Source organism: Streptomyces sp. NPDC001904 (assembly GCF_040297005.1).
Taxonomy (GTDB): Bacteria; Actinomycetota; Actinomycetes; order Streptomycetales; family Streptomycetaceae; genus Streptomyces.
In genome coordinates this window covers 1-26,536 of the sequence record NZ_JBEOYI010000039.1, presented here as the reverse complement: position 1 = coordinate 26,536, position 26,536 = coordinate 1, and the positions used below count along the sequence as shown (strand labels likewise).

The window sequence follows — 26,536 nt, the reverse complement described above, 5'->3', positions numbered from 1 at the left end:
ATGCGGGTTCATCTGCGGTGGGGGCCTTCCTGGTGGGGGTGGGGAGGTGGGGGTGAGGATGGGGCCGATGGCGGAGAGATGCCTTCCGGGGACCGCGGGGTGCCCCGGCCGCAGGCAGCGCTCACTCAAGCATCGCCTTCAGGACTGCACAAGATGTTGGGCAAAGACTGCAAATAATTGACAGCCTTGCGCAATCTCTGACCAGGCAAGGAAGTTGACGTCTCTTGAGGTTCCGGAGGGTCGATCGTCGGCGTCCGGCTCTCAGCGGAGGATCCGGCTCCGCCCACCGCCTGTATGGCGCACGCTTCCCGGGCCTGGTGCGGTTCGGCACTGACGGCGCATCACCGGGGAGCCGTCGTGATGTAGTCGTAATCTTGCAATTTTGGATCCGAATCTTGCGGTCATCTGTGCGCCGTCCTATCGTCACGTCTCGAATCAAGGGCAGTGCTTGGGCTTGACCCCTGGAGGAGCCGTAATGAAGCCCCGTAACCTCGCGATCCTTCTGACCACAGGTCTGGCACTCACTGCCACCGCCTGCGGCGGTGACTCGTCGGACGACGGCGCCGGAGGAAAGGTCAACATCACCGTGGCCTGTCAGCCGGCGAAGACCGCGCCGAAGCAGCGCAAGGCGTGGAACGACGACGTCGCCGCGTTCGAGAAGGCGCACCCGGACGTGAAGGTCAAGAGCACCGATCAGCAGCCGTGCTACGACCCGAAGACGTTCGCGGCGAAGCTGGCCGGCGGGCAGATGGAGACCGTGTTCATGGTCCCCGTCACCAACTACGCGGACGTGATCTCCAAGCGGCAGGCGAAGGACATCACGGGCGACACCAAGTACGTGAAGAACTTCGGTGACATCAAGCAGAACGTGCGCGACATGGTCACCAAGGACGGCAAGGTCTACGGGATCCCGAACGTCAGCTACAGCGTCGGTCTCGTCTACAACAGAGCCGTCTTCAAGAAGGCCGGCCTGGACCCGGACTCCCCGCCGAAGACGTGGGACGAGGTCCGCACCGCCGCCAAGAAGATCGCCGGAATCGGCAAGGACTACATCGGCTACGGCGAGTACGGCGGCGGCAACACCGGCGGCTGGCACTTCGCCCAGGCGATCTACAGCCGCGGCGGCGAGATGGTCACCGACCACAAGGCGGCCTTCAACAGCCCCGAGGGCAAGGCCGTCCTGCAGACGCTGCACGACATGCGCTGGAAGGACAACAGCACCGGCAGCAAGGTCAACATCGGCTGGGAGTCGCTGATGCAGCAGATGGCGGCCGGCAAGACGGGCATGATGCTCGGCGCCCCGGACGTCGTCACCGACGTGGTCCAGAAGTTCCAGGGCAAGGTCGACGACTACGGCATCACCGGTATCCCCGACGGCAAGGCGTCGCTGACCGGTGGCGAGGCCTACATGATCAACCCCAAGGCGAGCGCGGCGCAGACCAAGGCCGGCCTGGAGTGGATCGACTTCCAGTTCAACACGCCGGGCAAGGGCCGCTTCGACTTCGCCCGCGGCAAGGCCAACGGCGAGGCCGTGGGTGTGCCGAACAACGACTACATGGGTGACTCGCCCACCGGCAAGAAGCTCGCCGAGGAGCGCAAGGCCAACGCGAGCCTGCCGGTCGAGTACTACGAGCCGTACGTCGCGACCTCGACGTCGGTCGCGCCGAAGCTGGAGCCGGAGAAGGCGCAGGAGCTGTACGCCGTCCTCGACGTCGCCATGTCGGCGGTCCTCACACGGGAGAACGCGGACATCGACCAACTGCTCAAGGACGCCGAGTCCAAGGCGAACTCGATCCTCGCCAAGAGCTGACGGCACAAGGTTCCGGGGTGCCGCCCATCGTGGCGGCACCCCGAGTCGGCACCGCACCGGGTCGGAGCCGGGAACGGGAGATCACGATGGAAACACTCACGGTGGAGCCTCAACGGCGGACCGCGCCACGGCGCCGGCCACCCTCCAAGCGCGGCCGGGCCGCGCGCAGAAATCTGAGCGCCTACGGATTTCTGTGCGCAGCACTTTTCTGTTTCGCCATGTTCGCGTGGTGGCCGATCGTCAAGGAGGTCCTGCTCAGCTTCCAGTCGACCAATCTGGTCGACCCGCCGAAGTGGGTGGGCCTGGACAACTTCCGCACGGTGGTGGACGATCCGGCGTTCGGCCAGGCCTGGCGCAACACCCTGGTCTTCACCCTGCTGGCCCTGGTGTGCGGCTACGTCATCCCGTTCGCCGTCGCGATCGTGCTCAACGAACTGCGGCACGCCCGGGCGTACCTGCGGTTCGTCGTCTATCTCCCGGTGATGCTGCCGCCGATCGTCGCGGTGCTGCTGTTCCGCTGGTTCTACGATCCCGGACCCGGTCTGTTCAACCAGGCCCTCGACTTCGTCGGCCTGCCGACCCTGGCCTGGCTGGACTCCACCAGTACGGCGCTGATCTCCCTGGTGATCGTCGCCACCTGGATGAACCTGGGCTCCGGCGTGCTGATCTACCTGGCCGCCCTGCAGAACATCCCCGGTGACCTCTACGAGGCGGCCGAACTCGACGGCGCCGGCATCTTCAAGCGGATCTGGCACGTCACCATCCCGCAGACCCGGCTGATCCTGCTGCTGATGTTGATGCTGCAGATCGTCGCCACCATGCAGGTGTTCATCGAGCCGTACATGCTCACGGGCGGCGGCCCGGAGAACGCGACGGTCACCGTCGTCTACCTCATGTACCAGTACGCGTTCGTCTACGGCGGCAACTACGGGGCGGGCAGCGCGCTCGGCCTGATGCTCATGGTCGTGCTGCTGGCGGTCGCGGCGGTTCAGCTCCGGCTGACCCGAGAGGAGAACTAGGTCCATGGTCAACACCACCGCCCGCCCGGACGCGCCGGAGCAGACCCGGGGCGAGAAGACCGCCGTCCGGCGCACCGGACGGCCCCGGAGCAAGCGCCGCGGCGCCTGGGCCGAGGGCCACACCAGGACCATCGTCTCCCCGCTGGAGCTCAAGTCCCGCTGGGGCCGCAAGATCTACTGGACGCTGCTCGTCCTCGTCCTGCTCGTGTTCACCATGGTGTTCGTCTTCCCCCTGTACTGGATGGTGACGGGGGCGATGAAGTCGGGCGAGGAGATCGCCCAGATGCCGCCGACCCTCTTCCCCAAACATCCCGACTTCGGCGTCTTCGCCGACGCCTGGCAGCTGTTCGACATCGGGACCCTGCTCAAGAACACCCTGTACTACGCCGTCGGCGCGTGGCTCTTCGCGCTGGCGGTCGACGTCTGTGCCGCCTACGCCCTGTCCAAGCTCCGGCCGATGTTCGGCAACATCATCCTGGCCGGCATGTTCGCCACCCTGATGATCCCGCCGATCGTCGTGATGATCCCGGCGTACATCACCGTGACCGATGTGCCGATCTTCGGCTGGCACCTGCTCAACTCGCCCTGGGCGATCTGGTTCCCGGTCGCGGCCAACGGGTTCAACATCTTCCTGCTGAAGCGGTTCTTCGACTCGATCCCGAACGAACTCCTGGAGGCGGCCGAGATCGACGGCGTGCCCCCGTGGCGGATCCTGGTCTCGATCATCCTGCCGATCTCCCGCCCCATCCTCGGGGTGGTCTCCATCTTCACCGTCGTCGCGATCTTCAAGGACTTCGTCTGGCCGCTCCTCGTCCTGCCCGACAGCGAGAAGATGACCATCAGCGTGGGCCTGTCGCAGACCGCGGGCGCGGTGACGCAGAACCAGATCATGGCCGGTCTGGTCATCGCCAGCATCCCGATGATCATCGTGTTCTTCTTCTTCCAGCGCAGCATCATGGCGGGCCTGACCGCCGGAAGCCTCAAGGGCTGACCGCACGCACCGCGCCGGGCCCGAAGCCAGTACCACCCCTCAGCACTCCGCCGCCGGCCTCAACCATCCATGCCCCCGCACCGGCCGGCGGCGGAGTCCCACCTGCCCGAAAGGACCTCCCGTGGCAGCTGTTCCCTCGTCCCGCACCGACGACTGGTGGCGCGACGCCGTCATCTACCAGGTGTACCCCCGGAGCTTCGCGGACGGAGACGGCGACGGAGCCGGGGACCTCGCGGGCGTCCGCGCCCACCTCTCCTATCTCGCCGAACTCGGCGTGGACGCGGTGTGGTTCACTCCCTGGTACCAGTCCCCGCTGGTCGACGGCGGCTACGACGTGGCCGACTACCGCACCATCGACCCCGCCTTCGGCACCCTCGAAGAGGCGGAGAAGCTGATCTCGGAGGCCGCCGACCTCGGGATCCGCGTCATCGTCGACATCGTCCCGAACCACGTCTCCGACCAGCACGCCTGGTTCCGGGCGGCGCTGGCCGCGGGCCCCGGCAGCCCCGAGCGGGAGCGCTTCCACTTCCGGCCCGGCCGTGGCGAGCAGGGCGAACTCCCGCCGAACAACTGGCCGTCCGAGTTCGCCGGCGGCACCTGGACCCGGGTGCCCGACGGCGAGTGGTACCTCCATCTGTTCACCCCCGAGCAGCCCGACCTCAACTGGGCCCACCCGGATGTGCGCAGGGAGCACGAGGACGTGCTGCGCTTCTGGTTCGAGCGCGGTGTCGCTGGGGTGCGCATCGACTCCGCGGCGCTGCTCGCCAAACACCCCGACCTGCCCGACTACGAGGAGGGCGTCGGCCCGCACCCGTACGTCGACCAGGACGAGCTGCACGACATCTACCGGTCCTGGCGGGCCATCGCGGACGAGTACGGCGGCGTGTTCGTCGGCGAGGTCTGGCTGCCCGACGCCGAGCGCTTCGCCCGCTACCTGCGCCCCGACGAACTGCACACCGCGTTCAACTTCAACTTCCTCAGCTGCCCGTGGGACGCCGACCGGCTGCGCCGCACGATCGACGACACCCTCGCCGAGCACGCCCCCGTCCACGCGCCGGCCACCTGGGTCCTGTGCAACCACGACGTAACCCGCACCGCCACCCGCTACGGGCGCGAGGACACCGGGTTCGACTTCGCGACCAAGGCGTTCGGCACCCCCGTCGACCTCGCCCTCGGCACCCGGCGCGCCCGCGCCGCCGCTCTGCTCACGCTGGCCCTGCCCGGCTCCGTCTACCTGTATCAGGGCGAGGAACTGGGCCTGCCCGAGGCGGACATCCCGCTGGACAGCATCGAGGACCCGATGCACTTCCGCTCCGGCGGCACCGACCCCGGCCGGGACGGCTGCCGGGTGCCGCTGCCCTGGGTGGCGGACGCCCCGCACTGCGGGTTCGGGTCCGGCGCGGACCCCTGGCTGCCGCAGCCCGCGTACTGGGCGGACTACGCGGTCGACCGGCAGGCCGGGGACCCGGCCTCGATGCTGACGCTGTACCGCACCGCCCTGGAGGTCCGGCGCGGAGGTTCCGGTTTCGGCGACGGGCCGATGGAGTGGCTGCCCGCGGAGGACGGGGTGCTCGCCTTCTCCCGGCCGGGCGGCCTGCTCTGCGTGGTCAATCTGGGCGACCGGCCCGCCGAACTGCCGTCGTACGACCGGCTGATCCTGACGAGCGGGCCCCTTGACGGCCAGGGACGGCTGCCGGGCGACACAGCGGCATGGCTGCAGATCTGAACCCCCGGGCGGTTGCCGGCAGAAGCGGGCAGATGGAGGCACATCAAATGCCAGAGGGTGTAAGTTCTTTGCAAGCCAATGAGATAATCTTGCAGATATGACACGACGACTTGCTCAAGTTGCCAGGAAAGCGGGAGTCAGCGAGGCAACGGTGAGCCGTGTCCTCAATGAACGGCCGGGCGTCTCGGAGGCGACGCGGCAGTCCGTGCTCACCGCACTCGACGTGCTCGGCTACGAACGCCCCACCCAACTGCGCGGCGAGCGGGCCCGGCTGGTGGGCCTGGTCCTGCCGGAGCTCCAGAACCCGATCTTCCCCGCGTTCGCGGAGGTGATCGGGGGCGCGCTCGCCCAGCAGGGCCTGACCCCCGTCCTGTGCACCCAGACCAAGAACGGCGTCTCCGAGGCCGACTACATGGAGCTGCTGCTCCAGCAGCAGGTCTCGGGGGTGGTGTTCGCGGGCGGACACTTCGCGCAGGCCGACGCCGACCACGGGCACTACCGGCGGCTGGCCGAGCGCAAGATCCCGGTCGTCTTCATCAACGCGTCGATCAAGGGCCTCGACTTCCCGTGCGTGTCCTGCGACGACGCGGTCGCGGTCGAGCAGGCGTGGCGTCACCTCGCCTCGCTCGGCCACGACCGCATCGGCCTGCTGCTCGGCCCGCTGGACCACATGCCGTCCCGCCGCAAGCTCCGGGCCGCGCGCGGCGTCGCCCGGGCGATGGGCATGACCCTGGACGACACCCTGGTGGAGCGGTCGCTGTTCTCCCTGGAAGGAGGGCAGGCCGCCGCCTCACGACTCCTCGACCGGGGAACCACCGGCATCATCTGCGCGAGCGACCCGCTGGCCCTGGGAGCCATCAGGGCGGCCCGGCGGCGGGGGCTCTCCGTCCCCGAGGACCTGTCGGTCGTCGGTTACGACGACTCCGCGTTCATGACCTGCACCGAGCCGCCCCTGTCGACGGTGCGCCAGCCCATCGAGGCGATGGGCCGGGCGGCGGTCGAACTGCTCATGGCGCAGCTCCAGGGCTCGCGCACGCATCTCGGCGAACTGCTCTTCGAACCGGAGCTCGTCGTCCGCGGCTCCACGGGACAGCTGACCGCCTCCGCATAGCGCGCCGGCCGGTCAGTCGGAGGCCCGCGGCGGCGCGGTGGAGCCGCGCACCACCAGCTCGGGCTCGAAGAGCAGTTCACCCGGCGGCACCGCACCGCCCTGGATCTGCGCGACGAGCAGCTCGACCGCGGCCCGGCCCATCGCCTCGATGGGCTGCCGCACGGTCGTCAGCGGCGGCTCGGTGCAGTTCATGAACGCCGAGTCGTCGTAACCGACCACCGAGATGTCCCGGGGCACCGAGCGCCCGGCACGGCGCGCGGCGCGCACCGCCCCGAGGGCGAGCGGATCGCTGGCGCAGATGATGCCCGTGATGCCGCGCCCGATCAGCCGGGCCGCGGCGGCGTGCCCGCCCTCCAGGGAGAACATCGCCCGCTCCACCGCGTCGTTGCCCAGTCGGCCGCCCGCCGCCTGTGCCGCGGCGCGCGCCGCGGCGAGCTTGCGCTGCGACGGCATGTGGTCGTCCGGACCGAGCACGAGCCCGATGCGCTCGTGCCCCAGCGAGGCGAGGTGCCGCCACGCCTGCTCGATCGCGACCGCGTCGTCGCACGCCACGCACGGGAACCCGAGCCGCTCTATCGAGGCGTTCACCAGCACCACCGGCACCTTGCGCTCCGCCAGCCGCTGATAGTGCCCGTGCTCCGCGTCGGCCTGCGCGAACAGACCGCCCGCGAACACCACCCCCGAAACCTGCTGCTGGAGCAGCAGCTCCACGTAGTCCGCCTCGGAGACGCCGCCCTTCGTCTGGGTGCACAGGACGGGGGTCAGGCCCTGCTGGGCGAGCGCGCCCCCGATCACCTCCGCGAACGCGGGGAAGATCGGGTTCTGGAGCTCCGGCAGGACCAGGCCCACCAGCCGGGCCCGCTCGCCGCGCAGTTGGGTGGGGCGTTCGTAGCCGAGCACGTCGAGTGCGGTGAGCACCGACTGCCGCGTCGCCTCCGAGACACCGGGCTTGTTGTTGAGCACCCGGCTGACCGTGGCCTCGCTGACCCCGACCTTCTTCGCCACCTGAGCAAGTCTGCGCGTCATGGAACGCAAGATTAGCGCAACACTTGCGGTCCGTTTGCGTGATCGGGGCATCCGTCCGGCGGCCCGCACGTCCCCGCTCCCTGCGCCGATCAGGCGGCGCGACGACGGCTCCGGCGTGCCATGGCCCGCGCCCGGGGAACAGATGGCCGCGTGAACGACACGACCGTACGCGACGACCCGACGGCCCCGGAACCGGTGGGGGGCATCTCGACCGCCCACGAGTGGCCCCTGGACGACCTGCCCGCGCTCACCTTCGACCCGCTCCTCGCCGATCTGCTCCGCGAGGAGCCGGTGGCCCGGGTGCGGATGCCCTTCGGACAGGAGCGCGAGGCATGGCTCGTCACGCGCTACCCGGATGTGCGCCTGGTGACCTCCGATCCGCGCTTCAGCCGCTCCGCGCTCGTCGACCGCGAGGTCAACGGCATGTCGGCGCACCGCGTCGCCGCCACCGTCGGCCTCAACTTCACCGATCCGCCGGACCACACGCGGCTGCGCAAGGTGATGACCAAGGCGTTCACCGGCCGCACCATGAAGAGTCTGCGCCCGCGCGCCGAGGTCACCGTCGCCACGCTGCTCGACGCCATGGAGGAGGCGGGCCCGCCCGCCGACCTCGTGGAGCGTCTGCACGGCCCGTTCCCGCTGACCGTCGTCAGCGACCTGCTCGGCGTCCCTGTCGAGGACCGGGCACGGCTCGCCGACTGGCCGGATGTGATCCTCTCGGCGGGCCCCGGACCGAAGTCGAGCGAGGCCGCGAAGGAACGGATGCGGCAGTACATCGTGGACCTGCTCACCGAGCGCCGGGAGAGCCCCGCCGACGATCTGGCCTCCGTGCTGGGGCGGGCCTGCGCCGACGGCGGGATCACCGAGGCGGAGGCGGTCTCCCTCGCGACGGCCGTCCTGGTCAGCGGCGCCCACGCCGTCCGCAACAACAGCGCCAACATGGTCTACATGCTGCTCACGCGACCGGAGCTCGCCGAGCGGCTGCGCGCGGACCCCGGGCTGCTGCCGCAGGCCGTCGACGAACTCCTGCGCCACATCCCGCACCGCAACGGTGTGGGCCTGCCCCGCATCGCCACCGAGGACGTCGAGGTCGGCGGTGTGCTGATCCGCGCGGGCGAGGCCGTCTACGCCTCCTACCTCGCGGCCAACCGGGACCCCGACGTCTTCGCCGACCCCGACACGCTCGACCTCGACCGCGCCGGGACGGCCCATCTCTCCTTCGGGCACGGGCCGCACCACTGCATCGGTGCGATGCTGGCCCGCATGGAGTCCGAGGTGATGCTCGGCGCCCTGCTGACCCGCTTCCCCCGGTTGCGCCTCGCGGTCGACCCGGCCGAGGTGGAGTGGCAGAGCAAGGGGTTCATCAGAGGACCGAAGGCACTGCCCGTCAGCTGGTGACGCGGAACCCGGCCACGAGTTCGAGCACCTTCCGGTCGTCGTCGGCTGACCCGCGCCGCGCCGGGTCGCCCGGATACGTGTCGAAGAGCACGTGCCCTGCGCCGAGTCCGGCCAGCGTCTCCACGTCGGCCCGGATCTGCTCGGCGCTGCCGTGGCCGAGCGGCCGGTCGGCGGTGTCGGGGACGGGCCGCTCGCTCAGGGCGAGCTGGATCCGCGGCGCGAGCCCCGGCACCGCCCGCCCCGCCCGGTCGGCCTCCTCCGCCAGCAGGGGAAGCTTCGCCCGCAGCCCGGCGAGCGTCGGCAGATACGGATGCCAGGCCTCGCCCAGCCGCGCGGCGCGCCGCAGCGCGGCGGGGGAGTCGCCGCCGACCCACACCGGCACGTGCGGGGCGGTCGCCGGCGCGGGACCCGTCCGCACGTTCTCGAACTCCACATAGCGGCCCTCGAAGCTGCACGGGTCCTGGGTCCAGGCCGCCCGGATCGCCGTCAGGTACTCGTCGGTGATGGCGCCCCGCTGCTCGAACGGCACGCCCAGCGTGCGGTACTCGGCCACCGACCATCCGACACCGGCCCCGAGGATGAACCCCGCGTCGTTCAGCCGGTCGATGTTCGCGGCGAGGCGTGCCGTCTGGAGCGGATGCCGGTAGGGGATGACAGTGATCGTCGTGCCGAGCGTGAGCCCCGGAACGCGGCCCGCGAGATGGGCGGCGAGAACGAACTGGTCGTAGAACGGTGCCGGATAGACCGCGTGGACATCCGGGGTGACCGCGATGTGGTCGGAGATCATCGCGAAGGAGAAGCCCAGGTCACGGGCGTCCGTGGCCTGACGGACAAGGCTCTCGGGGGTGGTGCCCGAGCCGAAGTTGAGGAGGTTGACGCCGAATCGCATGCCCGGCAGTCAAGTTGATCTTGCGGGCGGTCGTCGAGACGGAGCGATCGATTCCGGCCACGGCCCGCCCGAAGCCCCCGCTCACCTCTCCGGCAACTCGAAGATCCCGTAACCGAATCCTTCCGCCCCGACCTCCGCGCCGTCCGCGGAGACCCGAGCCCCGCGCACCTCCACGGCCCGCGCCCCGGCAAGGCGGCCCGCGTGTCCCGCGGACGGCCAGAGCGTCGAGGTGCGGCTCGGGTTGACGACCACGAGCAGCCGGTCCCCACGCACGTACACGAACGGATGGCCCTCGTTCAGCACCTCCACCGGTGCCCGGTACCCGAGCGCCGGAGTGGAGCGGCGCAGGGCGACCAGGCGTCGCACGAGATGGAGCAGCGAGGTCTCGTCCGCGCGCTGCGCCGCCACCGAGGGGCGGTCCGGGGACGGGTCGAGGGGCAGGTAGAAGCGGTCCTCGGACGCGGTCGAGAAACCGGCGCCGGGGCCGTCGTCCCACTGCATGGGAGTGCGGGAACCGGCCCGGTTGTAGCGCGGGCCGAGGACGCTGCCCTCCTTCTCCGGGAGACCGGGCACGTACCGCATCCCGATCTCGTCGCCGTAGTAGATCGCCGGCAGGGTCGGCCAGGTGAGCTGGAAGGCGAACGCGGCGGGGAGCTGTTCGGCCGTGCGCGGGCCGCAATTGAGGCGGGAGAAGTCGTGGTTGGCGGTCGGCAGCGCGACGAACCCGGTGCCGTCGAGCGCGGCCGACGCCTCCCGCCACGCACGGACGAACGGGCCGGGCGTGCCGTGCCCGGAGGCGTCGAAGAAGCAGTCCAGCGGGTCCCAGGCCTCGTCCGTGGTCCCCGTGCCGTTGCTCCACAGGGAGCGCATCGCCAGACCGTTCGCCGGACCGCCGAACTGGAGGAAGAAGTCGGTGTGGAAGCCCGCCGGCACCGAGACCTCCGGGTCGCCCCACTCCGAGAGCAGGACGGCCTCCGGATGGGCGCGGTCCAGCCAGTGCCGCAGCTCCGTCCAGATCGCCGAGGTCGCCCGCTTTCCCGGATCGTCCTTCACCAGCGATGCCGCCATGTCGACGCGGAACCCGGACACCCCGAGCCGCAGCCAGTGGTCCATGATCTCGCGCAGCGCCGCCCGGTTGGCGCGCGGCCCCTCCGCGTCGGCCGTCTGCCGCCAAGGCTCCTCCGGATTCGTGCGCGCGTAGCCGAAGTTGAGCGCGGGCTGCGAGTCGAAGAAGTTCGGCAGATAGCCGCCGAGACGGCTGCCCGGGGAGGGGACGAAGCCCTCCGGGACCTCCCCGGTGGTCCAGATGTAGCGATGGTCGCCGGGATCGTCGACGGCGGCACGGAACCACGGATGCTCGTCGGAGGTGTGCCCCGCGACCAGGTCGAGCAGGATCCGGATGCCGCGCCGGCCCGCGAGATCCACCAGCTTGGCCAGATCGTCCGCGGTGCCGTAGCGCGGCGCGATCCGGAGATAGTCGGCGACGTCGTAGCCCGCGTCCCGGAACGGCGAGGCGAAGCACGGGTTGAGCCACACCGTGTTCACGCCGAGCCACGCCAGGTGGTCCAGCCGCTCGGCGATCCCGCCGAGGTCACCGATCCCGTCCCCGTCGGAGTCGGCGAACGACTGCGGATAGATCTGGTAGAACACGGCCTCGGCGAGCCAGGCCGGAGCGGGACGGAACGGCGCTGCGTCGTGCATGGGATCGCCAACTCCCTCGCGATGTGGGGACGTCGAGCGTACGAGGGGTGGGGCGGAGCCGGGTAGAGGGCCCGGCGGCAGGTCCGCGATCAGGTGTGCGGGACGATCGCCACCGGGCTCGTCGCGTGATGCACCACGGAGTGGGCGGTCGCGCCCAGCCGGGGTGCGTCGGCGCGCCGGCCGATCACGGTCAGACCTGCCCCCGTCGACGACTTCAGCAGATGGTGGCCGGGCTGCCCGTACAGCAGGCGCTCCTCCACCTCCACCTCCGGATACTTCGCCCGCCACGCCCGAAGGGCACCCGACAGCGCCTGGCGGCCCAGCGACTCGCGGTGGGCCGCGTCACCCGCCGGCGCGCCCCCGGCCACGCCGCTGCGCAGCGGCGGCAGCTCCCAGGTGTGCAGCGCGTGCAGCGGCGCCCCGCGCAGGGCCGCGGTCTCGAACGCGTAGCTGAGGAGGTCGTCGGTGGCGGACGCCACGTCGAGGCCGACGACCACCGGCCGGAAACGCCCCTCGGGCGTCCGCTCGTCCTGGGGGAGCGAGCCGGCCCGCACCAGCACGACCGGGCACGGCGCCCGGGTCGTCACGGCGAGCGCGATCGGACCGACCAGGAACCCGGCGTATCCCGTGAAGCCCCGCGAACCGAGCACCAGCGACTCGGAGTTGGCCGCGGCCTCGAGCAGCGCACCCACCGGGGGCTGCGGTCGGCGACGGGCCAGGATCTGCAACGCCGGGTGCGTGTAGGAGAGTTGGAGCGCGGTCCGGTCGAGGACGGCGCGTCGCGGCAGATCGACGTCCAGCGGCGGGGGCGAGGTCCTGCGGCCCTCTCCGGCGTGCACCAGGCGCAGGGGCAGACCGCGGCGCAGCGCCTCGCGGGCCGCCCAGTCGGCGGCGTCCATGCTCTCGCGCGAGCCGTCGGTCCCGACGCTCAGAACGCGAATACTGGTCATGACGGGAACCTCCAGGGCGATCGGGCGGACGGTGTTCTGCCGAGCGGGTTCCACGCGAGGGCGGGGTCAGTCGTGTGTGTGGCGCGGGCGGCGCACCTGTCCGGGCAGGACCTTCGGCACACGCCCTAGGACGCTCCCACCGGGAGCACCGGCCCGGGAGAGGTGAACCGGCCCTGGGCGCCGGGACGTTCGGCCCCGCCGACGGGACCGTCGGACGTCCCGCGCGCCCGGCACCGACAGGCCCCGGGCCGGAGCCGATCGGCCCCTGGCCGCCGGAGAGGCGGTCCCGCAGGATGGATCCTGTCGCACGACGGCAGTCCGGAGCCGAGGCGAGCCGCGGGCAGGACCGGGTGCCGCCGATCGTCCGGCCCCGCCCGCGTCGCACGCTCCGGAGGGAAGCGCTCCCGGCCGGCCGTGAGATGCCCCTGGAAGGAGGCCGCACACGCGGTGAACCCGTCGACCGGTCCTGGCTGTTGCCGTCGTACGGATCCGGTGCGTCCGTGTCCGGATGACGGTCCCGTAGGACAGGAGATCGGGGCCGTTCGGCCCTGGCGGATCACTCCCGGTGCCCCCAGGATCTAGGGAACGACCGTCCGAGGGGAGGGGCCGCCATGCAGCCGCCACGCACCTTCAGCGCTGACGATCCCGTCCGCATCCTGCTCCTCGACGACCACGAAGTGGTCCGTCGGGGGCTGCGTGACCTCCTCGGGGCCGAGCCCGACCTCCAGGTCGTGGGAGAGGCGGCCACCGCGGCGCAGGCCCTCGCCAGAGGACCTGCCCTGCGGCCCGATGTGGCCGTGCTCGACGTCCGGCTCCCGGACGGCGACGGCATCACCGTCTGCCGTGAACTGCGCGGTCTGCTGCCGGAGGTGAGCTGTCTGATGCTCACCTCGTTCGACGACGACGACGCCCTGCTGGACGCCATCATGGCGGGCGCCTCCGGCTACGTGCTGAAACAGATCAAGGGCTCCGACCTGATCTCCGCCGTGCGCACCGTCGCCTCGGGCGAGTCCATGCTCGACCCGGCGACGACGGCCCGGCTGATGCGCAGCCTGCGCGGCCCCGAGCAGCACGCGACGCAGAACGGCGGAGCGCCGCCCGACGGCCAGGCCGTCGACCTCACCGAGCGGGAACGGGACATCCTCGAACTGGTCGGAGAGGGGCTGACCAACCGGCAGATCGGCCAGCGCCTCTTCCTGTCCGAGAAGACGGTGAAGAACAACATCTCGCGGCTGCTCGCCAAACTCGGCGTCGAGCGCCGCATCCAGGCGGCCGTCCTCGCCACCCGGCTCCCGCCCAAGGCGACATGAGGCACCGTCACCCCTGCTTCCCCAGCGGGACGTTCCACACCAGCTTGGTGCCGCCCTCCTCGCGGGGCGTGGCCGTCAGCGTTCCGTCGCGCCGCGCGGCACGCGCCGCGAGGTTCGCGAGCCCGCTGCGATGGGCGTCCGGCTCGGTCGTGATGCCGATGCCGTCGTCGAGGACGCTCAGGGTGACGGCGCCGCCCCTGACGACCAGGACGACCTCGGCAGACGACGCCCGCGCGTGCCGGGCGACGTTCGTCAGCGCCTCGCCGAGCACGGCCAGCACGTCGTCGGCGACCGGTCCCGGCACATCCACGTCGACCAGGCCCTCCATCCGCAGGGCGGGGGTGAAGCCCAGTACCCGGGCTGCCTCCTCCACGGCCCGCACCACCCGGATCCGCAGGCCCGCGCCGGTGGGCGGGGCGTCGCGCTCCCGCAGCCCGAAGATGGTCGATCGGATGATCTTGATGGTGGTGTCGAGGTCGTCCACGGCCCGCATCAGACGCTCCGACGCCTCCGGATGCTGCACGAATCGCTGCGCGCTCTGCAGCGTCATCCCGGTCGCGAACAACCGCTGGATCGCCAGGTCGTGCAGGTCGCGGGCGATCCGGTCACGGTCCTCCAGCAGGCTCATCTGCTCCGCGTCGCGCCGCCGGTCGGACAGTTCGAGAGCGAGCGTCGCCTGCCCGGCGAAGCCCACCAGCGGCGCCAGCTCGGCCGCGGAGAAGGGCTGCTCCTCCGCGTGGCGCGCCAGCATCAGCACCCCGCGCTCCCGGTCGGGTGTGCCGAGGGGCATGGCCACCGCGGGCCCGAGCCCGTCCCAGCGCGCCGGCTGATAGGTGATCCGGGGGTCCTTGCGGATGTCGTCGGAGGTGACCAGTTCGCCCGCGGAGAGCGCGGTCCCGGCGAACGTCCCCCGGCGCGGCAGGACGGTGTCGTGGTGGGCGCCGGCCTGGCGGCCCAGGGCCAGCACCTCGTGCAGCTCATCGCGGCCCGGCACGACCAGCGCGATCACGCCGAGGTCGGCTCCGGTGATCTCCCGTGCCCGCTCCACCATCAGCCGCAGCACCTGGGTCTCCCCGGCGCCCGACAGCAGGCTGCCGGAGAACTCGGCGCTCAACTGCAGCCACCGCTCCCGCAGCCGCACCTCCTCGTACAGCCGGGCGTTCTCGATGGCGACGCCCGCCGCCGCGGCCAGGGTCTGCAGCACGGCCACGTCCTCGTCGTCGAAGTCGCCGCTGTCGCGCTTCTGGGTCAGGTACAGATTGCCGAACACCGCCTCCCGCACCCGGATCGGCACCCCGACGAACGTGTGCATCGGCGGATGGTGCGGCGGGAAGCCGGACGAGGCGGGATGCTCGGCCAGTTCGCGCAGCCGCAGCGGCTCCGGATGCCGGATCAGCTCGCCCAGCAGCCCGTGCCCGGAGGGCAGTTCGCCGATCCGCGCCCGCAGTTCGTCGCTGATGCCGACCGGCAGGAACTGCGACAGCTTGCGCCGGTCCTCACCGATGACCCCGACGGCGCCGTACTCGGCGTCGACCAGGACGACAGCCGCCTCGACGATGCGCCGCAGCACCTGGGAGAGATCCAGCTCCTGACCGACCGACAGGACGGCCTCGAGCAGGGCTTGCAGGCGATTCCTGGTGCCCCGTACGGCATCGATCCTGACCTGGAGTTCCTCAAGGAGTTCATCGAGACGCAGACGGGGCAGTGGTCCGGGACCCCGTGCCTCCTCCACGCCCATTCCGCCTCCGCCAGACGTAGACGTCGCGTTCCGTCTCTCACGGTAGCGGCTGGGCGCGCCGCGACGACCTGCTTCGTCGCACCCCGCCGTGCAAAACGGCGCGGACCGTCCGTGCGGGGTGGGCCCATGGGGCGGGAGAGGGGACCGGGCCCGGTGGTGACGGCCTCGCCGGGGGAGCGCGGCCGCCGATACGTGCGCCTGGTTCACGTCGTGCGCAGGTACTTGAAAGAAACCGTCACAGAGAGCGGCGAGATGACTACACTTCCGTGGGTCCCACCCGACGCGCGCCTCCCCACCTGGCATCCGGCCGCACTTTCGGAAGGCCTCCCCATGACCGTCCGCCCGCCGTCGCGCACCTCCCACCCGGACAAGGTCGGCGCCCTGAGCGTCAGCGCCCGGCGGCTGACCGCGGGCTCCGGGTGCGGTGGCGCGGCCGGGGATCTGCACGGAGCCCTCGACACGCCGTTCGGCACCCGGCTGCTGATCGGCGATGTGATGGGCAAGGGGCGCGAAGGTGCGCGCACCGCCGCCACGGTGCTGCAGACGTGGCACGAACTGGCCCCGCGGGAGAGCTCGTTGGAGGCGCTGGCGGTCCGGCTGCACTCCGTGGTCGCCCACTCCGCCGAGCCCGACCGCTTCGTCACCGCCGCACTGCTCACCGTCGCTCCCGACGGAGGAGCCGACCTCGTCTGCTGCGGACACCCGCCGCCCCTGCTCATCCGCGACGGCGGCGCCGTCCCCGCCGCGGTGCCCGCGCCGGCACCCCCGCTGGGGCTGCTCGACCTCGCCCACGGCTGGTGCGCCGCCCAGCCGGTGCCCGCCCGTTCCTGGGAGCGGATGCTGCTGCACACGGACGGGGTCACCGATGCGCGCGACGCCGACGGCGTCTTCTATCCGCTCGCCGAGCGTGCCGCCGAACTGGCGGGCCGTCCGCTCGCGGTGTTCACCGCGGCGCTCGCCGCGGATCTTCTGCACCATGCGCGGGGCAGCCTGCAGGACGACGCCTCACTGCTCGCCGTGGAGGCGGCACCCGCACTCCTGCGGGCGTGATCACGTCCGCGCCCCGCCGGCCGTTTGGCGGGCGGCGGCGCGGGCAATCGCGGAACTGTCCGGCTCACCCCGAATCGAGGAGCACCCGCCGATGCTGCTGGCCCACCCCGCTCTGCTGGCCGATCTCGTCCGTGAATACGACTCGCTGAGCGTGCTGGACGCCCAGGACGGCGGCCCCGAGGCGCGCCGCCGCCTGGACGACGTCTCCTACACCCTGTGCGTCGCCACCGGCACCCGGGACGTCGACGCCGCGCTCGTCGCGGCCCGGTACCGGCTGCCCGGTGCCCGGGTCCACGACGACTCGCTCATCGGGGCGCCCCGGCCGCGTACGTCAGGGGTATGACACGACCGTGGAGGGCACCGTGTCGGTGCCCGAGGTGGCCGCTCCCGTGTTGTTGATGACGTGTTCGAACTGGCCCTTGCCGCCGAGCGACACGACCGACAGGCCGTGGAACTTCACCCCCGGCTTGTCCGGCACGGCGAACCCGTGGTCCTGCCGGATGGTCGGGTCCGTGTTGTAGAAGCAGTACGAACCGAGCCCCCAGCCCTCGTGGTCCGTCACCGAGTCGGCGACCTTGTAGGCGGCGAACCCCTTGACCGAACCGTCCTGGACCGCGGCCTGGTTCGGGGCGTCGTACGCCTTCTCGTTCTGGAAGAAGATGGTCCGGCCGCGCTCGCCGGACCACTGCACGTCGTACTTGTTGAAGTGTTCGACGAACAGGCCGGTCATCAGCACGTCGTCGCCGTTGACCACGACGCCGTAGTCGGCCCGGTTGGTGTCCCAGCCGACGCCGTCGCCGTGGTCGGCGCGCCACACCCAGGTGTGGTCGACGATGGTGTGCCGCGCGTTCACCACCAGGCTGGTGGTCGCCTTGCCGGCGCCCGCGCCGCCGATCCGTACGAACACGTCCTGCACGGTGATCGGATCGGCGGAGTGGTCGGCGGACGCGCCCGACGGCCCGATCTCCAGCAGGGTGTCGGAATTGACCGTCCCGGCGTCCACCAGGAACCCGGCGAGCCGCACCCCGCTCACGTCGGCCACCTGTACGGCCGTGGCGCCGCCGTCCGGAATCAGCGTCGCGTAGCCGAGCCCGAGCACCACGGTGCCCGCGCGCTTCACCTGCAGCGGCGCGTCGAGGTGGTAGATGCCCGGCGTGAGCAGGAGGTGCAGGCCCTGGTCGAGCGCGGTGTTGAGCGTGGCCGCGCCGTCCCCGGGCTGAGCCACGTAGAACTGCGTCAGCGGCACGGACGTGCCGCGCGGCGTGCCGTTGCCCCAGCTGGTGCCCCGCGCGTTCGTCCGCTTCTCGGGCAGGAACACCTTGTAGTCGGCGCCGTCCAGGTACAGGAACGGCTTCTCGCGGGAGACCGGTGTCGTGTCCAGCGTCGTGTACGGAGGATTGGGGAAGCTCTGCGCCGGCGCGCCCTCGACGCCCGAGAAGACCATGTTCCAGACCGCGTTGAGCCAGCCGCCCACCGACGAGTCACGGGTGTACCACTGCTGCTGCGAGTAGGGGCCGACGGAGCCGTCGACACGGCTGTCCGCGATATAGCCGCCGCTCGCCCAGCCGTAGCCGTCGGGCGACAGGTTCAGGCCGCCGCGCACATGCATCCGGCGGAACGGAGCCGCCTGCGCCACCGCCCACCGGTTCGTCCCGCTGACCGGCACGAGAGCCAGGTTCTCCGCGCTGCGCCAGAAGTTCTGCGTGGCGTTGCCGTCGAACCAGCCCGCGTCGACCGTCACGTCCCCGTTGATCGTGGTGTCGTCGGGGGAGAGGCCGAGGCCGGCGATCGAGGTGTAGAAGCCGAGCTGCGCGTTGAGCCCGCTGTACGTGCCCGGCTTGAACAGCAGCGCGTAGCGGCCGGTGCCGAACTGGGCCGACTCCTGCTGCTTGAAGATCTCGTCCAGCTTGGCCTGGATGCCGGGGGTGGACGGGTCGAACACGATGACGTTGGGGCCGAGGTCGCCGCCGGCCTGGAGCTTCGCCGACGGTGCGGCCGCCCGGGCCTCGGCGGCGGAGGCCGTGACCGTACCGAGCGCGGGCAGTGCCGCCGTCGCGGCGGCCGCGCCGAGGACCGTACGACGGGACAGGGGTGTGGGGAAGTGGGGCACAGCGGCTCTCCTGGTTCATGAAGTGAACGAGTGGGGGTGTGGGAGCGCTCTCCTGGCGACGCATGTTTCAGGTGAGTGAATCGGGCGTCAAGAGTCGTGACCAAAATTCGCGTGATTCCCGGGCCGAACTCTCAACAAAACGCCCACAAGCGGCAGTTGATGGACTCGAGGACTTCAGGAAGTGTCAGAAAGGCTGTACTTCGCCTTGCGTCACGGTGGTCCCGGCCGCCCCCGTTGACACACCGAGGAGCACCCCCCTACGTTCCGCTCCGGAGCGCTCTCCTTCCGGCGTCCTGTGCACGCTCCGTGGCACCCCACATCCGTGAACCCGTGAAGGAGAGACATGCGCCGTCCCCTCCTGCTCGCTTGCGCCGCCACGGCCCTCGCCGCCCTGGTCCTCGCACCGCAGGCCCTCGCAGCACCTCCCGTCGCCGCTGCCGCGGCGGCCGACTGGACCACCGATCTCGCGGCCGCCGCCTACGCGGCGAACCCCGCGTCCGTCACCGCGTCCGGCAGCGAGAACGCCGGCACCCTCCCCGCCAAGGCCGTCGACGCGGACCCCAACTCCCGCTGGTCCAGCGACTTCTCGGACACCGCGTGGCTGCGCGTCGACCTCGGCGCCACCCTGCGCATCGACCGCGTGACGCTCGACTGGGAGGCCGCCTACGGCAAGCGCTACGTCATCGAGGTCTCGAAGAACGGCACGGACTGGCAGCCCTTCTACACGGAGGACGCCGGCACCGGCGGCAGCGTCACCGCCCACACCTACCCGCAGGAGGTGCGGGGCCGGTACGTCCGGTTGCGCGGCATCGAGCGCGCCACCCCCTACGGCTACTCGCTGTACTCGTTCAAGGTCTACGGCGGCACCCCGGCCCCCGCCTCCACCACCCGCACCAACCTCGCCCTGCACCACCCCGCGTACAGCAACTACTACCAGCACGCGGGCAATTCACCGGCGTTCGTGACCGACGGCGGCTGGCCCGCCGACCTGAAGGCCGATCAGACCCGCTGGTCCAGCGACTGGAACGCGGACCGCTGGGTCTCCGTCGACCTGGGCGCCAACTCCACGATCAACAGCGTGGACTTCTACTGGGAGGCCGCCTACGCCGTCGACTACGAGCTGCAGGTCTCCGACGACAACAGGACCTGGCGCACCGTCTACCGGCCGAGCGCCGCCGAGGTCGCCGCGCGCCGCGCCGACATCAAGTCCCCGGGCGACGCGACGGGCCGGCACGACACCGTCCAGCTGCCCTCCCCGGCCACCGGCCGCTACGTCCGCATGCTCGGCAAGGAACGCCGGTCGTTCTACAATCCGGCGCCCGCCACCGCCCAATTCGGCTACTCGCTCTACGAGTTCCAGGTCTGGGGCACCGGCGGCAGCGCCGACGCCGCCTACCCGGCCCTGCCCGGCGAGCAGTCGGGCGCGTACCGCACGACGTTCTTCGACGACTTCACCGGCGCGGCCCTCGACCGCTCCAAGTGGCGCGTCGTCAGAACCGGCACGGAGATGGGCCCGGTCAACGGCGAGTCCCAGGCCTACGTCGATTCGACGGACAACATCCGCACCGAGAACGGCAACCTGGTCCTCGCCGCCAAGTACTGCAAGGGCTGCACGAAGGCGGGCGGCGGGACCTACGACTTCACCTCGGGCCGCATCGACACCCACACCAAGGTCGACTTCACCTACGGCCGGGTGAGCGCCCGGATGAAACTGCCGGTCGGGGACGGTTTCTGGCCCGCCTTCTGGCTGCTCGGCAGCAACGTCGACGACCCGTCGGTGTCCTGGCCCGCCTCCGGCGAGACGGACATCATGGAGAACATCGGCTACCGCGACTGGACCAGTTCGGCGCTGCACGGACCCGGCTACTCCGCCGACGGCAACATCGGCGCGCAACAGCACTACCCGGGCGGTTCCACCGCCGACCAGTGGCACACCTACGGCGTGGAGTGGACGCCGACCGAGATGCGCTTCACCGTCGACGGCACGGTCGTCCAGCGCACGACCCGGACCAAGCTGGAGTCCACCCGCGGGCAGTGGGTCTTCGACCGCAACCAGTACCTGATCCTCAACCTCGCCCTCGGCGGCGCCTACCCGGCCGGCTGGAACAAGGCCACCCAGCCGTACTGGGGCCTGCCGCAGTCCAGCGTCGACGCGATCGCGCGCGGCGGCGTCCAGGCCCAGGTCGACTGGGTGCGGGTCGAGCAGAAGGGGTGACGCGCGCTCCGGACAGAGCCTAGGCCTGGAACCAGCCGGCCGTCTGGTCCTCGATGACCTGCGCGGCCCGGGCCGGTGACGCCATCCACGGTGTCGTCACCGGCTCCCAGACCTGGATCCCGGTCGGGGCGCCGAGCGTCATCGCCTGGAAGCCCCGGCCGCTCTGGTCCGGCGACGCGGCCACCCGCAGGGACGGCACGGTCCGCGGCTGCTCGTCGGAGTCGGTGGCGGCGAGCGAGCGGACGGCCGCGTACGCGGTGGCGTGCGCGGCCAGCTCGTACGTGCCGCTCTTGGTCGCGGGCCGCGGCTGGGCCGCGCCGTCCAGGTCCCCGTACGTCACCGTCGGCGCGACGTCGACGGTGCAGGCCCGGCCCGATTCGTTGCGGACGCTGAGCTTGATCACGCCGTCACTGTCGTCGGACGGCTCGGCCCGCAGGGTCAGATCGTTCTCACCGCACGCGGCGGGCGTGGCCGACACGGCTGCCGGTGCGGTCAGAGCGGCAAGGCTGAGGGCCGCCGCGGCGGCGGCTGCGATGTGGCGAGCGCGCATCGTGGATCCCCGCAAACTGGTGGATTCGGCGAAATGGGTACATTGCACGTTATACCGAATGGGTGATCTGGGACACAAGGGGCGGGGTGGGGGTGCAGTGACCGCAAGTTTGCACGGTGTGCAAGAATCCGGCTCGTGATCACCTCCCACCCGCAGCAGAGCGCCCCCGCAGAGGGCCTTCGCGCGCGCAGGCGGCGCGAGACACGCGCCGAACTGCACGCGACGACGCTGCGTCTGGCCCGCGAGCTCGGCTTCGCGCGCGTCACCGTGGAGATGATCAGCAAGGAGGCCGGGGTGTCCCCCCGTACCTTCTTCAACTACTTCCCGAGCAAGGAAGCCGCGCTCTTCGCCCTGCCCGGCGCCCTCCCGCCCGCCCTCGCCGACCGCTTCGCCGAGGGGGACGGACAGGACACCGACGCCGTGCTGCGCGACCTCGGGGACGTCCTCGCCGACCATCTCCAGGAGGCCGCCCCGGGCCCCCGCGAGCTGGAGGACATCCTGCGCATCGCCGAGGGCGTGCCCTCGGTGCTGGCCACGTTCCTCGCCCAGTGCGAGGCGGTGGAGCGGGACCTCGCCGGCACCGTCGCACGCCGCACCGGAACCCCGGCCGACGGCGAGGACGCCGAACTGCTCGCCGGGATCGCCATGGCGACCGTGCGCAGCGGACTCAAGCGGTGGTCGCAGGAGAGCGCTTCCGTCGACGGAGACGGAGACGGAGACGAGGCCGGGCCCGGGGCCGACGGCCTCGCCGCCTCCATCCGCGGCTCCTTCACCACCCTGCGGGCCCTGCTCGCGGCGGGCACCGCACGACCCGGGCCGGACGCGGTGAAGTAACCGCCCCCTCCGTGTGACCGGCCTCCCCCGTCGCGGTCACCCACGCACCTCTCCCCGAAACCCGCGGCACCGCGGGACCCGCACGCGGCAACCGCTCTCCCCGCTGCCGCGCGCCCTGTCAGACCTGATCCACTCGCACCCACCTCATCGGAGAAGCACGCAATGACGCACGCCCCCGCAACCGAGGGCACGGACACCGGCGCCGACCCGGCGGCCGAGAACACGGTGAAGCCCGCCAACTTCGGGCTGATCTTCGCCGCGCTGATGCTGACCATGCTGCTCGGCGCGCTCGACCAGACCATCGTCTCGACGGCGCTGCCGACCATCGTCGGCGAACTCAACGGCATCGAGCACATGGCGTGGATCACCACCGCCTACATCCTCGCCGCCACCATCGGCATGCCGGTCTACGGCAAGCTCGGCGACCTCATGGGCCGCAAGAACATCTTCCTCGCGGGCATAGCCCTGTTCCTGGTGGGCTCGGTGGTCTGCGGACTGGCCCAGAACATGGGCACCCTGATCGCCGGCCGCGCCCTCCAGGGCCTCGGCGGCGGTGGCCTCATGATCACCTCGCAGGCGATCATCGCCGACCTGGTGCCGCCGCGTGAGCGCGCCAAGTACATGGCGCCCATGGGTGCCGTCTTCGGCCTGTCGTCCGTCGTCGGACCGCTGCTCGGCGGCTGGTTCACCGACGCGCACTCCTGGCGCTGGGCGTTCTGGGTCAACCTCCCGCTCGGTGTGCTCGCCCTCTTCGTCGCCGCCGTCGCGATCAAGCTGCCGCGCAAGGCCGTCGACGTCACGCTCGACTACCTCGGCACCGCGCTGATGGCCGCCGCCGTCACCTGCACCGTCCTGTTCGCCAGCTGGGGCGGCACGCAGTACGAGTGGAGCGACCCGCTGGTCATCGGGCTCGGCATCGGTGCGGTCGTCGCCTGGGTGCTGTTCTTCGTCGCGGAGCGGCGCGCACAGGAGCCGGTCATTCCGCTGCACCTGTTCCGCTCGCCGATCTTCAACGTCGCCACCCTGCTCGGCATGATCGTGATCGGCCTCGGCATGTTCGCGATCGTCGGCTACATGCCCACGTATCTGCAGATGGTCTACGGCAAGACGGCGACCGAGTCGGGTCTGCTGCTCATCCCGATGGTCGTCGGCATCATGGCCACGGCCCTGCCGTCCGGCGCCATCATGTCCAAGACCGGCCGCTACAAGGTCTATCCGATCGCCGGCACCGTCATCATCATGGCCGTCGCCTACCTGATGTCGACGCTCGACGTCTCCGACCCGGTCTGGGTCGTCTGCCTCTACGTCGGTCTCGCGGGCGCCGGCGTCGGTCTGATGATGCAGACGCTGGTTCTCGCCGTGCAGAACGACTTCCCGGCCTCGGAGGTCGGCACCGCCACCTCCGCGAACAACTTCTTCCGGGAGATCGGCGCGACCCTCGGCGTCGCCGTCGTCGGTGCCGTGTTCGCCAGCCGCCTCACCGACAAGCTCGCCACGAGCATCCCGGCCGAGGCCGCGTCCAAGATCGGCGACAGCGACTCGCTGACGCCGGCGCTGGTCAGGTCGCTCCCGACGGAGCTGCGCGACACCGTCGTCAACGCCTACCAGGAATCGCTCGTCCCGATCTTCCTGTACCTGCTGCCCGTCTTCGGCGTCGGCCTGGTGCTCGCCTTCGTCCTGAAGGAGAAGCCGCTGGCAGACACGGCGGACTGGCACGCCGAGAACGCCGGTCCCGAGGCCCCGGCCGACAAGGAGCCGCAGCCGGTCGGCTGATCCTGCTGGCCCTGTGTGCCCCTCACCGCCCGCGCGGTGAGGGGCACACGTGCGTCGGCCCCCGACCGGCCGGAGTCCGTCATGCGTCGGGCCCCGCCCGTCGAGGTCCTTCACCTCGCGTCGGCTCGGACACGCAAGGCCCAGGTGCCACGTCCCTGCTATCGCCGCTTCGCCGAACGGGCGGCCTCCGTCAGGGAGTCTTCCTCGGCAGTGACCGGCTCGCGGCGGGCGCCGCGTAGCAGCGCACGGTCACGGACGTGCCCGACGACCACTGCTGTCGCCCCGCGCCCAGGAACGTCCAGCCGAGCCGCTCGTACAGGGCGATCGCCGCGGTGTCGGTGGTCACGACGTCGAGGACGGTCCGGGCTCCCCGGGTGTGCGCCGCCTCGGCGGCCCGCGCGAGCAGGCGGGCTCCGACGCGCAGGCCGCGGGCGCCGGGATCGACGAAGAGCCGGCTGACGACGGCCGCGGGCCCGCGCCGGAGCAGGGTGGGTGCGACGTCGTCCGCGGCGGGCCCGACCAGGGCGACGTGGCCGACGATCCGCCCCTCCCGCTCCGCGACCCAGGCCCGGCCGTCGGTGCCGGGACCCAGCCAGGCCGCCGGATCGTCCGGCCAGACGGTGGGGTAGCCGTCCGCGCGGTGCACGGCGCCCAGCACCGCGACGCACGCGGCGAGGTCGCCCTCGTCGCGCGCTCTCACCCGGGTCTCGTCCCGCACGTCGTCGTCCCGCACCGTGTCATGAGATCACGCTCGGGGGAGGTGATCCAGCGATGGCGGCCGAGTGCGGTCAGCGCTTGGGAGAGCGCTCTCCCAGATTCACGACGGGTTCGGCGAAAAGTCTTCGGCTTGATCCATCGATGGAGTCACGCCTCTGACCTGCGCGGGCAACTCCGTTGCTCAGGAGGTGTGTTGGTCCGCCGTTTAACGAGACGTTCACCGAGTCTTGACGGGGTCGTGTCACGGCCGGAACACTGCGGGAAGTGGGAGAGCGCTCTCCAACGCTTCTCCACCGCACGAGGGTGCGCCCTCGTCGGCGCACCCCGGGCCCCTCCCCATGGCCGGTCCGGGGCGCGCCCCTCATCCCCCCAACAACCCTGCATCGCAGGAGGCATCCATGGCCCGAAGAGCACGAACCCTCTCGGGGGCCCTGATATCCGGTGCACTGCTCCTCACCTCGCTCGGAGTGGGCGCAGTGGCCGCCGTCGGCGCGGGCGCCGACACCGTCGCGGCCGCTCCCGCACCCGCCCCCGCCGCGCACACGGGCCACGTGATGGCCGCATCGACCAAGGCGTCCGGGGACGACCCGGACGGCGACGGCTACATCCCGGCGAACCCGCCGGTCACCGGCGTGCAGCCGTCCGACAAGGAGCCGCCGCACCGCTACTTCCACGAGTTCCAGGCGCACTGCACGGTCACCCACACCCGGCCCGACGACCCGATCGTGTACCCCGGCCAGCCGGGCAAGTCCCACGACCACACCTTCATGGGCAACAAGACGACCGACGCGAACAGCACCACCGCCTCGCTCGACAGGGGGCCGACCTCGTGCCTCGCGCCGGGTGACAAGTCCGGCTACTGGATGCCCACCATGCTCAACGGCGACAAGCCGGTGCTCCCGGTGGGCGAGCAGACCATCTACTACAAGGCCGGTGTCACCGACTACACCAGCGTGCGGCCCTTCCCGAAGGGGCTGCGGTTCGTGGTCGGCAGCCCGATGCAGACGGCGCAGGAGTTCCGCAACCACCCCGGGTTCGTCGAGGGCTGGGAGTGCGGGGACAGCTTCTTCAACGTGGACTTCCCGAAGGACTGCCCCACCACCCCGTCGACCCAGGTCAACATCCGCTTCCAGGCACCCAGTTGCTGGGACGGGAAGTACCTGGACACGCCGGACCACAAGAGCCACATGTCCTACCCGGTGGTGAAGCCCGGCACGAACAACAACGTCTGCCCGGCCGACCACCCGGTCGCGCTGCCGATGATCGAGTTCAAGATGGCCTTCCCGGTCAACGGGGACCTGTCGAAGCTCCGGCTGGCCAGCGGACCCAGCTACTCCTTCCACTACGACTTCTTCAACGCCTGGGACGACCGGACGCTGAAGGCGATGGTGGACCACTGCGTCGTCGGCGGGCTCCAGTGCGACCCGCGCGGCTACGACCAGAGCCACCCGGAGAACGGCGCGGTCCTCAACGACCGTTACGAACTCCCCTGAGGTGAGGGGTGGCCGGCGCCTTCCGGCGCCGCCGCGTCGTCGTGCGCGGTGCAGCCGTCGAGGTCCGCGGCGAGCTTCTTGGCGCGCTCCACCTCCACATCGGCGACGGCCACCACCCGCGCCCC

The 26,536-nt window shown here is 71.1% G+C and carries 21 protein-coding genes; 13 read left to right on the top strand and 8 right to left on the bottom strand.

Annotated elements, in window-relative coordinates; all coding sequences use genetic code 11:
* The first annotated feature begins 475 nt into the window (after positions 1-475).
* The 5 genes from ABT127_RS36365 to ABT127_RS36345 all read left to right on the top strand — a co-directional run bounded on the left by ABT127_RS36365 (position 476) and on the right by ABT127_RS36345 (position 6,657).
* Positions 476-1,810: an ABC transporter substrate-binding protein gene (locus tag ABT127_RS36365; protein WP_351459897.1), complete on the top strand. Its 1,335-nt coding sequence runs from the start codon at positions 476-478 to the stop codon at positions 1,808-1,810.
* Between the two features lie 86 nt (positions 1,811-1,896).
* On the top strand, positions 1,897-2,829 hold the full coding sequence (locus tag ABT127_RS36360; RefSeq protein WP_351459894.1) for a carbohydrate ABC transporter permease: 933 nt from the start codon (positions 1,897-1,899) through the stop codon (positions 2,827-2,829).
* Positions 2,830-2,833: 4 nt separating this feature from the next.
* Positions 2,834-3,820: a carbohydrate ABC transporter permease gene (locus ABT127_RS36355; protein WP_351459891.1), complete on the top strand. Its 987-nt coding sequence runs from the start codon at positions 2,834-2,836 to the stop codon at positions 3,818-3,820.
* A 121-nt stretch (positions 3,821-3,941) separates the two neighbouring features.
* Positions 3,942-5,546 (top strand): glycoside hydrolase family 13 protein, encoded by a 1,605-nt coding sequence (locus ABT127_RS36350; RefSeq protein ID WP_351459888.1) that lies wholly within the window; start codon positions 3,942-3,944, stop codon positions 5,544-5,546.
* A 97-nt stretch (positions 5,547-5,643) separates the two neighbouring features.
* Complete coding sequence (locus tag ABT127_RS36345) at positions 5,644-6,657, top strand: LacI family DNA-binding transcriptional regulator (RefSeq protein WP_351459885.1); 1,014 nt, start codon at positions 5,644-5,646, stop codon at positions 6,655-6,657.
* A 12-nt stretch (positions 6,658-6,669) separates the two neighbouring features.
* Here ABT127_RS36345 and ABT127_RS36340 read toward each other — a convergent pair whose 3' ends face one another.
* Positions 6,670-7,683: a LacI family DNA-binding transcriptional regulator gene (locus ABT127_RS36340; RefSeq protein WP_351459883.1), complete on the bottom strand. Its 1,014-nt coding sequence runs from the start codon at positions 7,681-7,683 to the stop codon at positions 6,670-6,672.
* Between the two features lie 150 nt (positions 7,684-7,833).
* On the opposite strand from ABT127_RS36340, the gene ABT127_RS36335 reads away from it, so the two are divergent.
* Positions 7,834-9,081 (top strand): cytochrome P450, encoded by a 1,248-nt coding sequence (locus ABT127_RS36335; RefSeq protein WP_351459881.1) that lies wholly within the window; start codon positions 7,834-7,836, stop codon positions 9,079-9,081.
* Here the strand turns inward: ABT127_RS36335 and ABT127_RS36330 are convergent.
* The 3 genes from ABT127_RS36330 to ABT127_RS36320 form a co-directional block, all read right to left on the bottom strand.
* Positions 9,071-9,970 carry a TIGR03619 family F420-dependent LLM class oxidoreductase gene (locus tag ABT127_RS36330; protein ID WP_351459878.1) on the bottom strand — a complete coding sequence of 300 codons (900 nt, stop codon included), beginning with the start codon at positions 9,968-9,970 and terminating at the stop codon, positions 9,071-9,073. The two genes, ABT127_RS36335 and ABT127_RS36330, sit on opposite strands and share 11 nt — an antisense overlap.
* 81 nt (positions 9,971-10,051) lie before the next feature.
* Positions 10,052-11,671 carry an alpha-amylase family glycosyl hydrolase gene (locus ABT127_RS36325; RefSeq protein ID WP_351459876.1) on the bottom strand — a complete coding sequence of 540 codons (1,620 nt, stop codon included), beginning with the start codon at positions 11,669-11,671 and terminating at the stop codon, positions 10,052-10,054.
* Between the two features lie 89 nt (positions 11,672-11,760).
* Positions 11,761-12,621 (bottom strand): universal stress protein, encoded by an 861-nt coding sequence (locus ABT127_RS36320; protein ID WP_351459874.1) that lies wholly within the window; start codon positions 12,619-12,621, stop codon positions 11,761-11,763.
* 611 nt (positions 12,622-13,232) lie between these two features.
* On the opposite strand from ABT127_RS36320, the gene ABT127_RS36315 reads away from it, so the two are divergent.
* Positions 13,233-13,931, top strand: a complete 699-nt coding sequence (locus tag ABT127_RS36315) for a response regulator (protein WP_351459871.1) — start codon at positions 13,233-13,235, stop codon at positions 13,929-13,931.
* Positions 13,932-13,938: 7 nt separating this feature from the next.
* Here the strand turns inward: ABT127_RS36315 and ABT127_RS36310 are convergent, their stop codons facing one another.
* A complete protein-coding gene (locus ABT127_RS36310; protein WP_351459869.1) occupies positions 13,939-15,669 on the bottom strand; it encodes a sensor histidine kinase in 1,731 nt (576 codons plus the stop codon).
* 330 nt (positions 15,670-15,999) lie between these two features.
* On the opposite strand from ABT127_RS36310, the gene ABT127_RS36305 reads away from it, so the two are divergent.
* Together ABT127_RS36305 and ABT127_RS36300 are read left to right on the top strand one after the other, a co-directional pair.
* The gene (locus ABT127_RS36305) at positions 16,000-16,719 is read left to right on the top strand and encodes a PP2C family protein-serine/threonine phosphatase (protein WP_351459866.1); all 720 of its coding nucleotides are present in this window, start codon (positions 16,000-16,002) and stop codon (positions 16,717-16,719) included.
* 91 nt (positions 16,720-16,810) lie between these two features.
* The gene (locus tag ABT127_RS36300) at positions 16,811-17,062 is read left to right on the top strand and encodes a DUF5133 domain-containing protein (RefSeq protein WP_351459864.1); all 252 of its coding nucleotides are present in this window, start codon (positions 16,811-16,813) and stop codon (positions 17,060-17,062) included.
* On the opposite strand, the gene ABT127_RS36295 is transcribed toward ABT127_RS36300, so the two are convergent.
* Positions 17,051-18,829 (bottom strand): pectate lyase-like domain-containing protein, encoded by a 1,779-nt coding sequence (locus tag ABT127_RS36295; protein ID WP_351459861.1) that lies wholly within the window; start codon positions 18,827-18,829, stop codon positions 17,051-17,053. The two genes, ABT127_RS36300 and ABT127_RS36295, sit on opposite strands and share 12 nt — an antisense overlap.
* A 343-nt stretch (positions 18,830-19,172) precedes the next feature.
* Here ABT127_RS36295 and ABT127_RS36290 point away from each other — a divergent pair, with 343 nt between their 5' ends.
* A complete protein-coding gene (locus tag ABT127_RS36290; RefSeq protein WP_351459858.1) occupies positions 19,173-21,044 on the top strand; it encodes a discoidin domain-containing protein in 1,872 nt (623 codons plus the stop codon).
* Positions 21,045-21,063: 19 nt separating this feature from the next.
* Here ABT127_RS36290 and ABT127_RS36285 read toward each other — a convergent pair whose 3' ends face one another.
* Positions 21,064-21,594, bottom strand: coding sequence for a DUF4232 domain-containing protein (locus ABT127_RS36285; RefSeq protein ID WP_351459856.1), 531 nt, complete (start codon positions 21,592-21,594; stop codon positions 21,064-21,066).
* Between the two features lie 135 nt (positions 21,595-21,729).
* Here ABT127_RS36285 and ABT127_RS36280 point away from each other — a divergent pair, with 135 nt between their 5' ends.
* Positions 21,730-22,428, top strand: coding sequence for a TetR/AcrR family transcriptional regulator (locus ABT127_RS36280; RefSeq protein WP_351459853.1), 699 nt, complete (start codon positions 21,730-21,732; stop codon positions 22,426-22,428).
* 162 nt (positions 22,429-22,590) lie between these two features.
* Complete coding sequence (locus ABT127_RS36275) at positions 22,591-24,201, top strand: MDR family MFS transporter (protein WP_351459850.1); 1,611 nt, start codon at positions 22,591-22,593, stop codon at positions 24,199-24,201.
* Positions 24,202-24,391: 190 nt separating this feature from the next.
* On the opposite strand, the gene ABT127_RS36270 is transcribed toward ABT127_RS36275, so the two are convergent.
* Positions 24,392-24,934 (bottom strand): GNAT family N-acetyltransferase, encoded by a 543-nt coding sequence (locus ABT127_RS36270; protein WP_351459848.1) that lies wholly within the window; start codon positions 24,932-24,934, stop codon positions 24,392-24,394.
* Positions 24,935-25,316: 382 nt separating this feature from the next.
* On the opposite strand from ABT127_RS36270, the gene ABT127_RS36265 reads away from it, so the two are divergent.
* On the top strand, positions 25,317-26,411 hold the full coding sequence (locus ABT127_RS36265) for a DUF1996 domain-containing protein (RefSeq protein ID WP_351459845.1): 1,095 nt from the start codon (positions 25,317-25,319) through the stop codon (positions 26,409-26,411).
* The last annotated feature ends 125 nt before the right edge of the window (positions 26,412-26,536 follow it).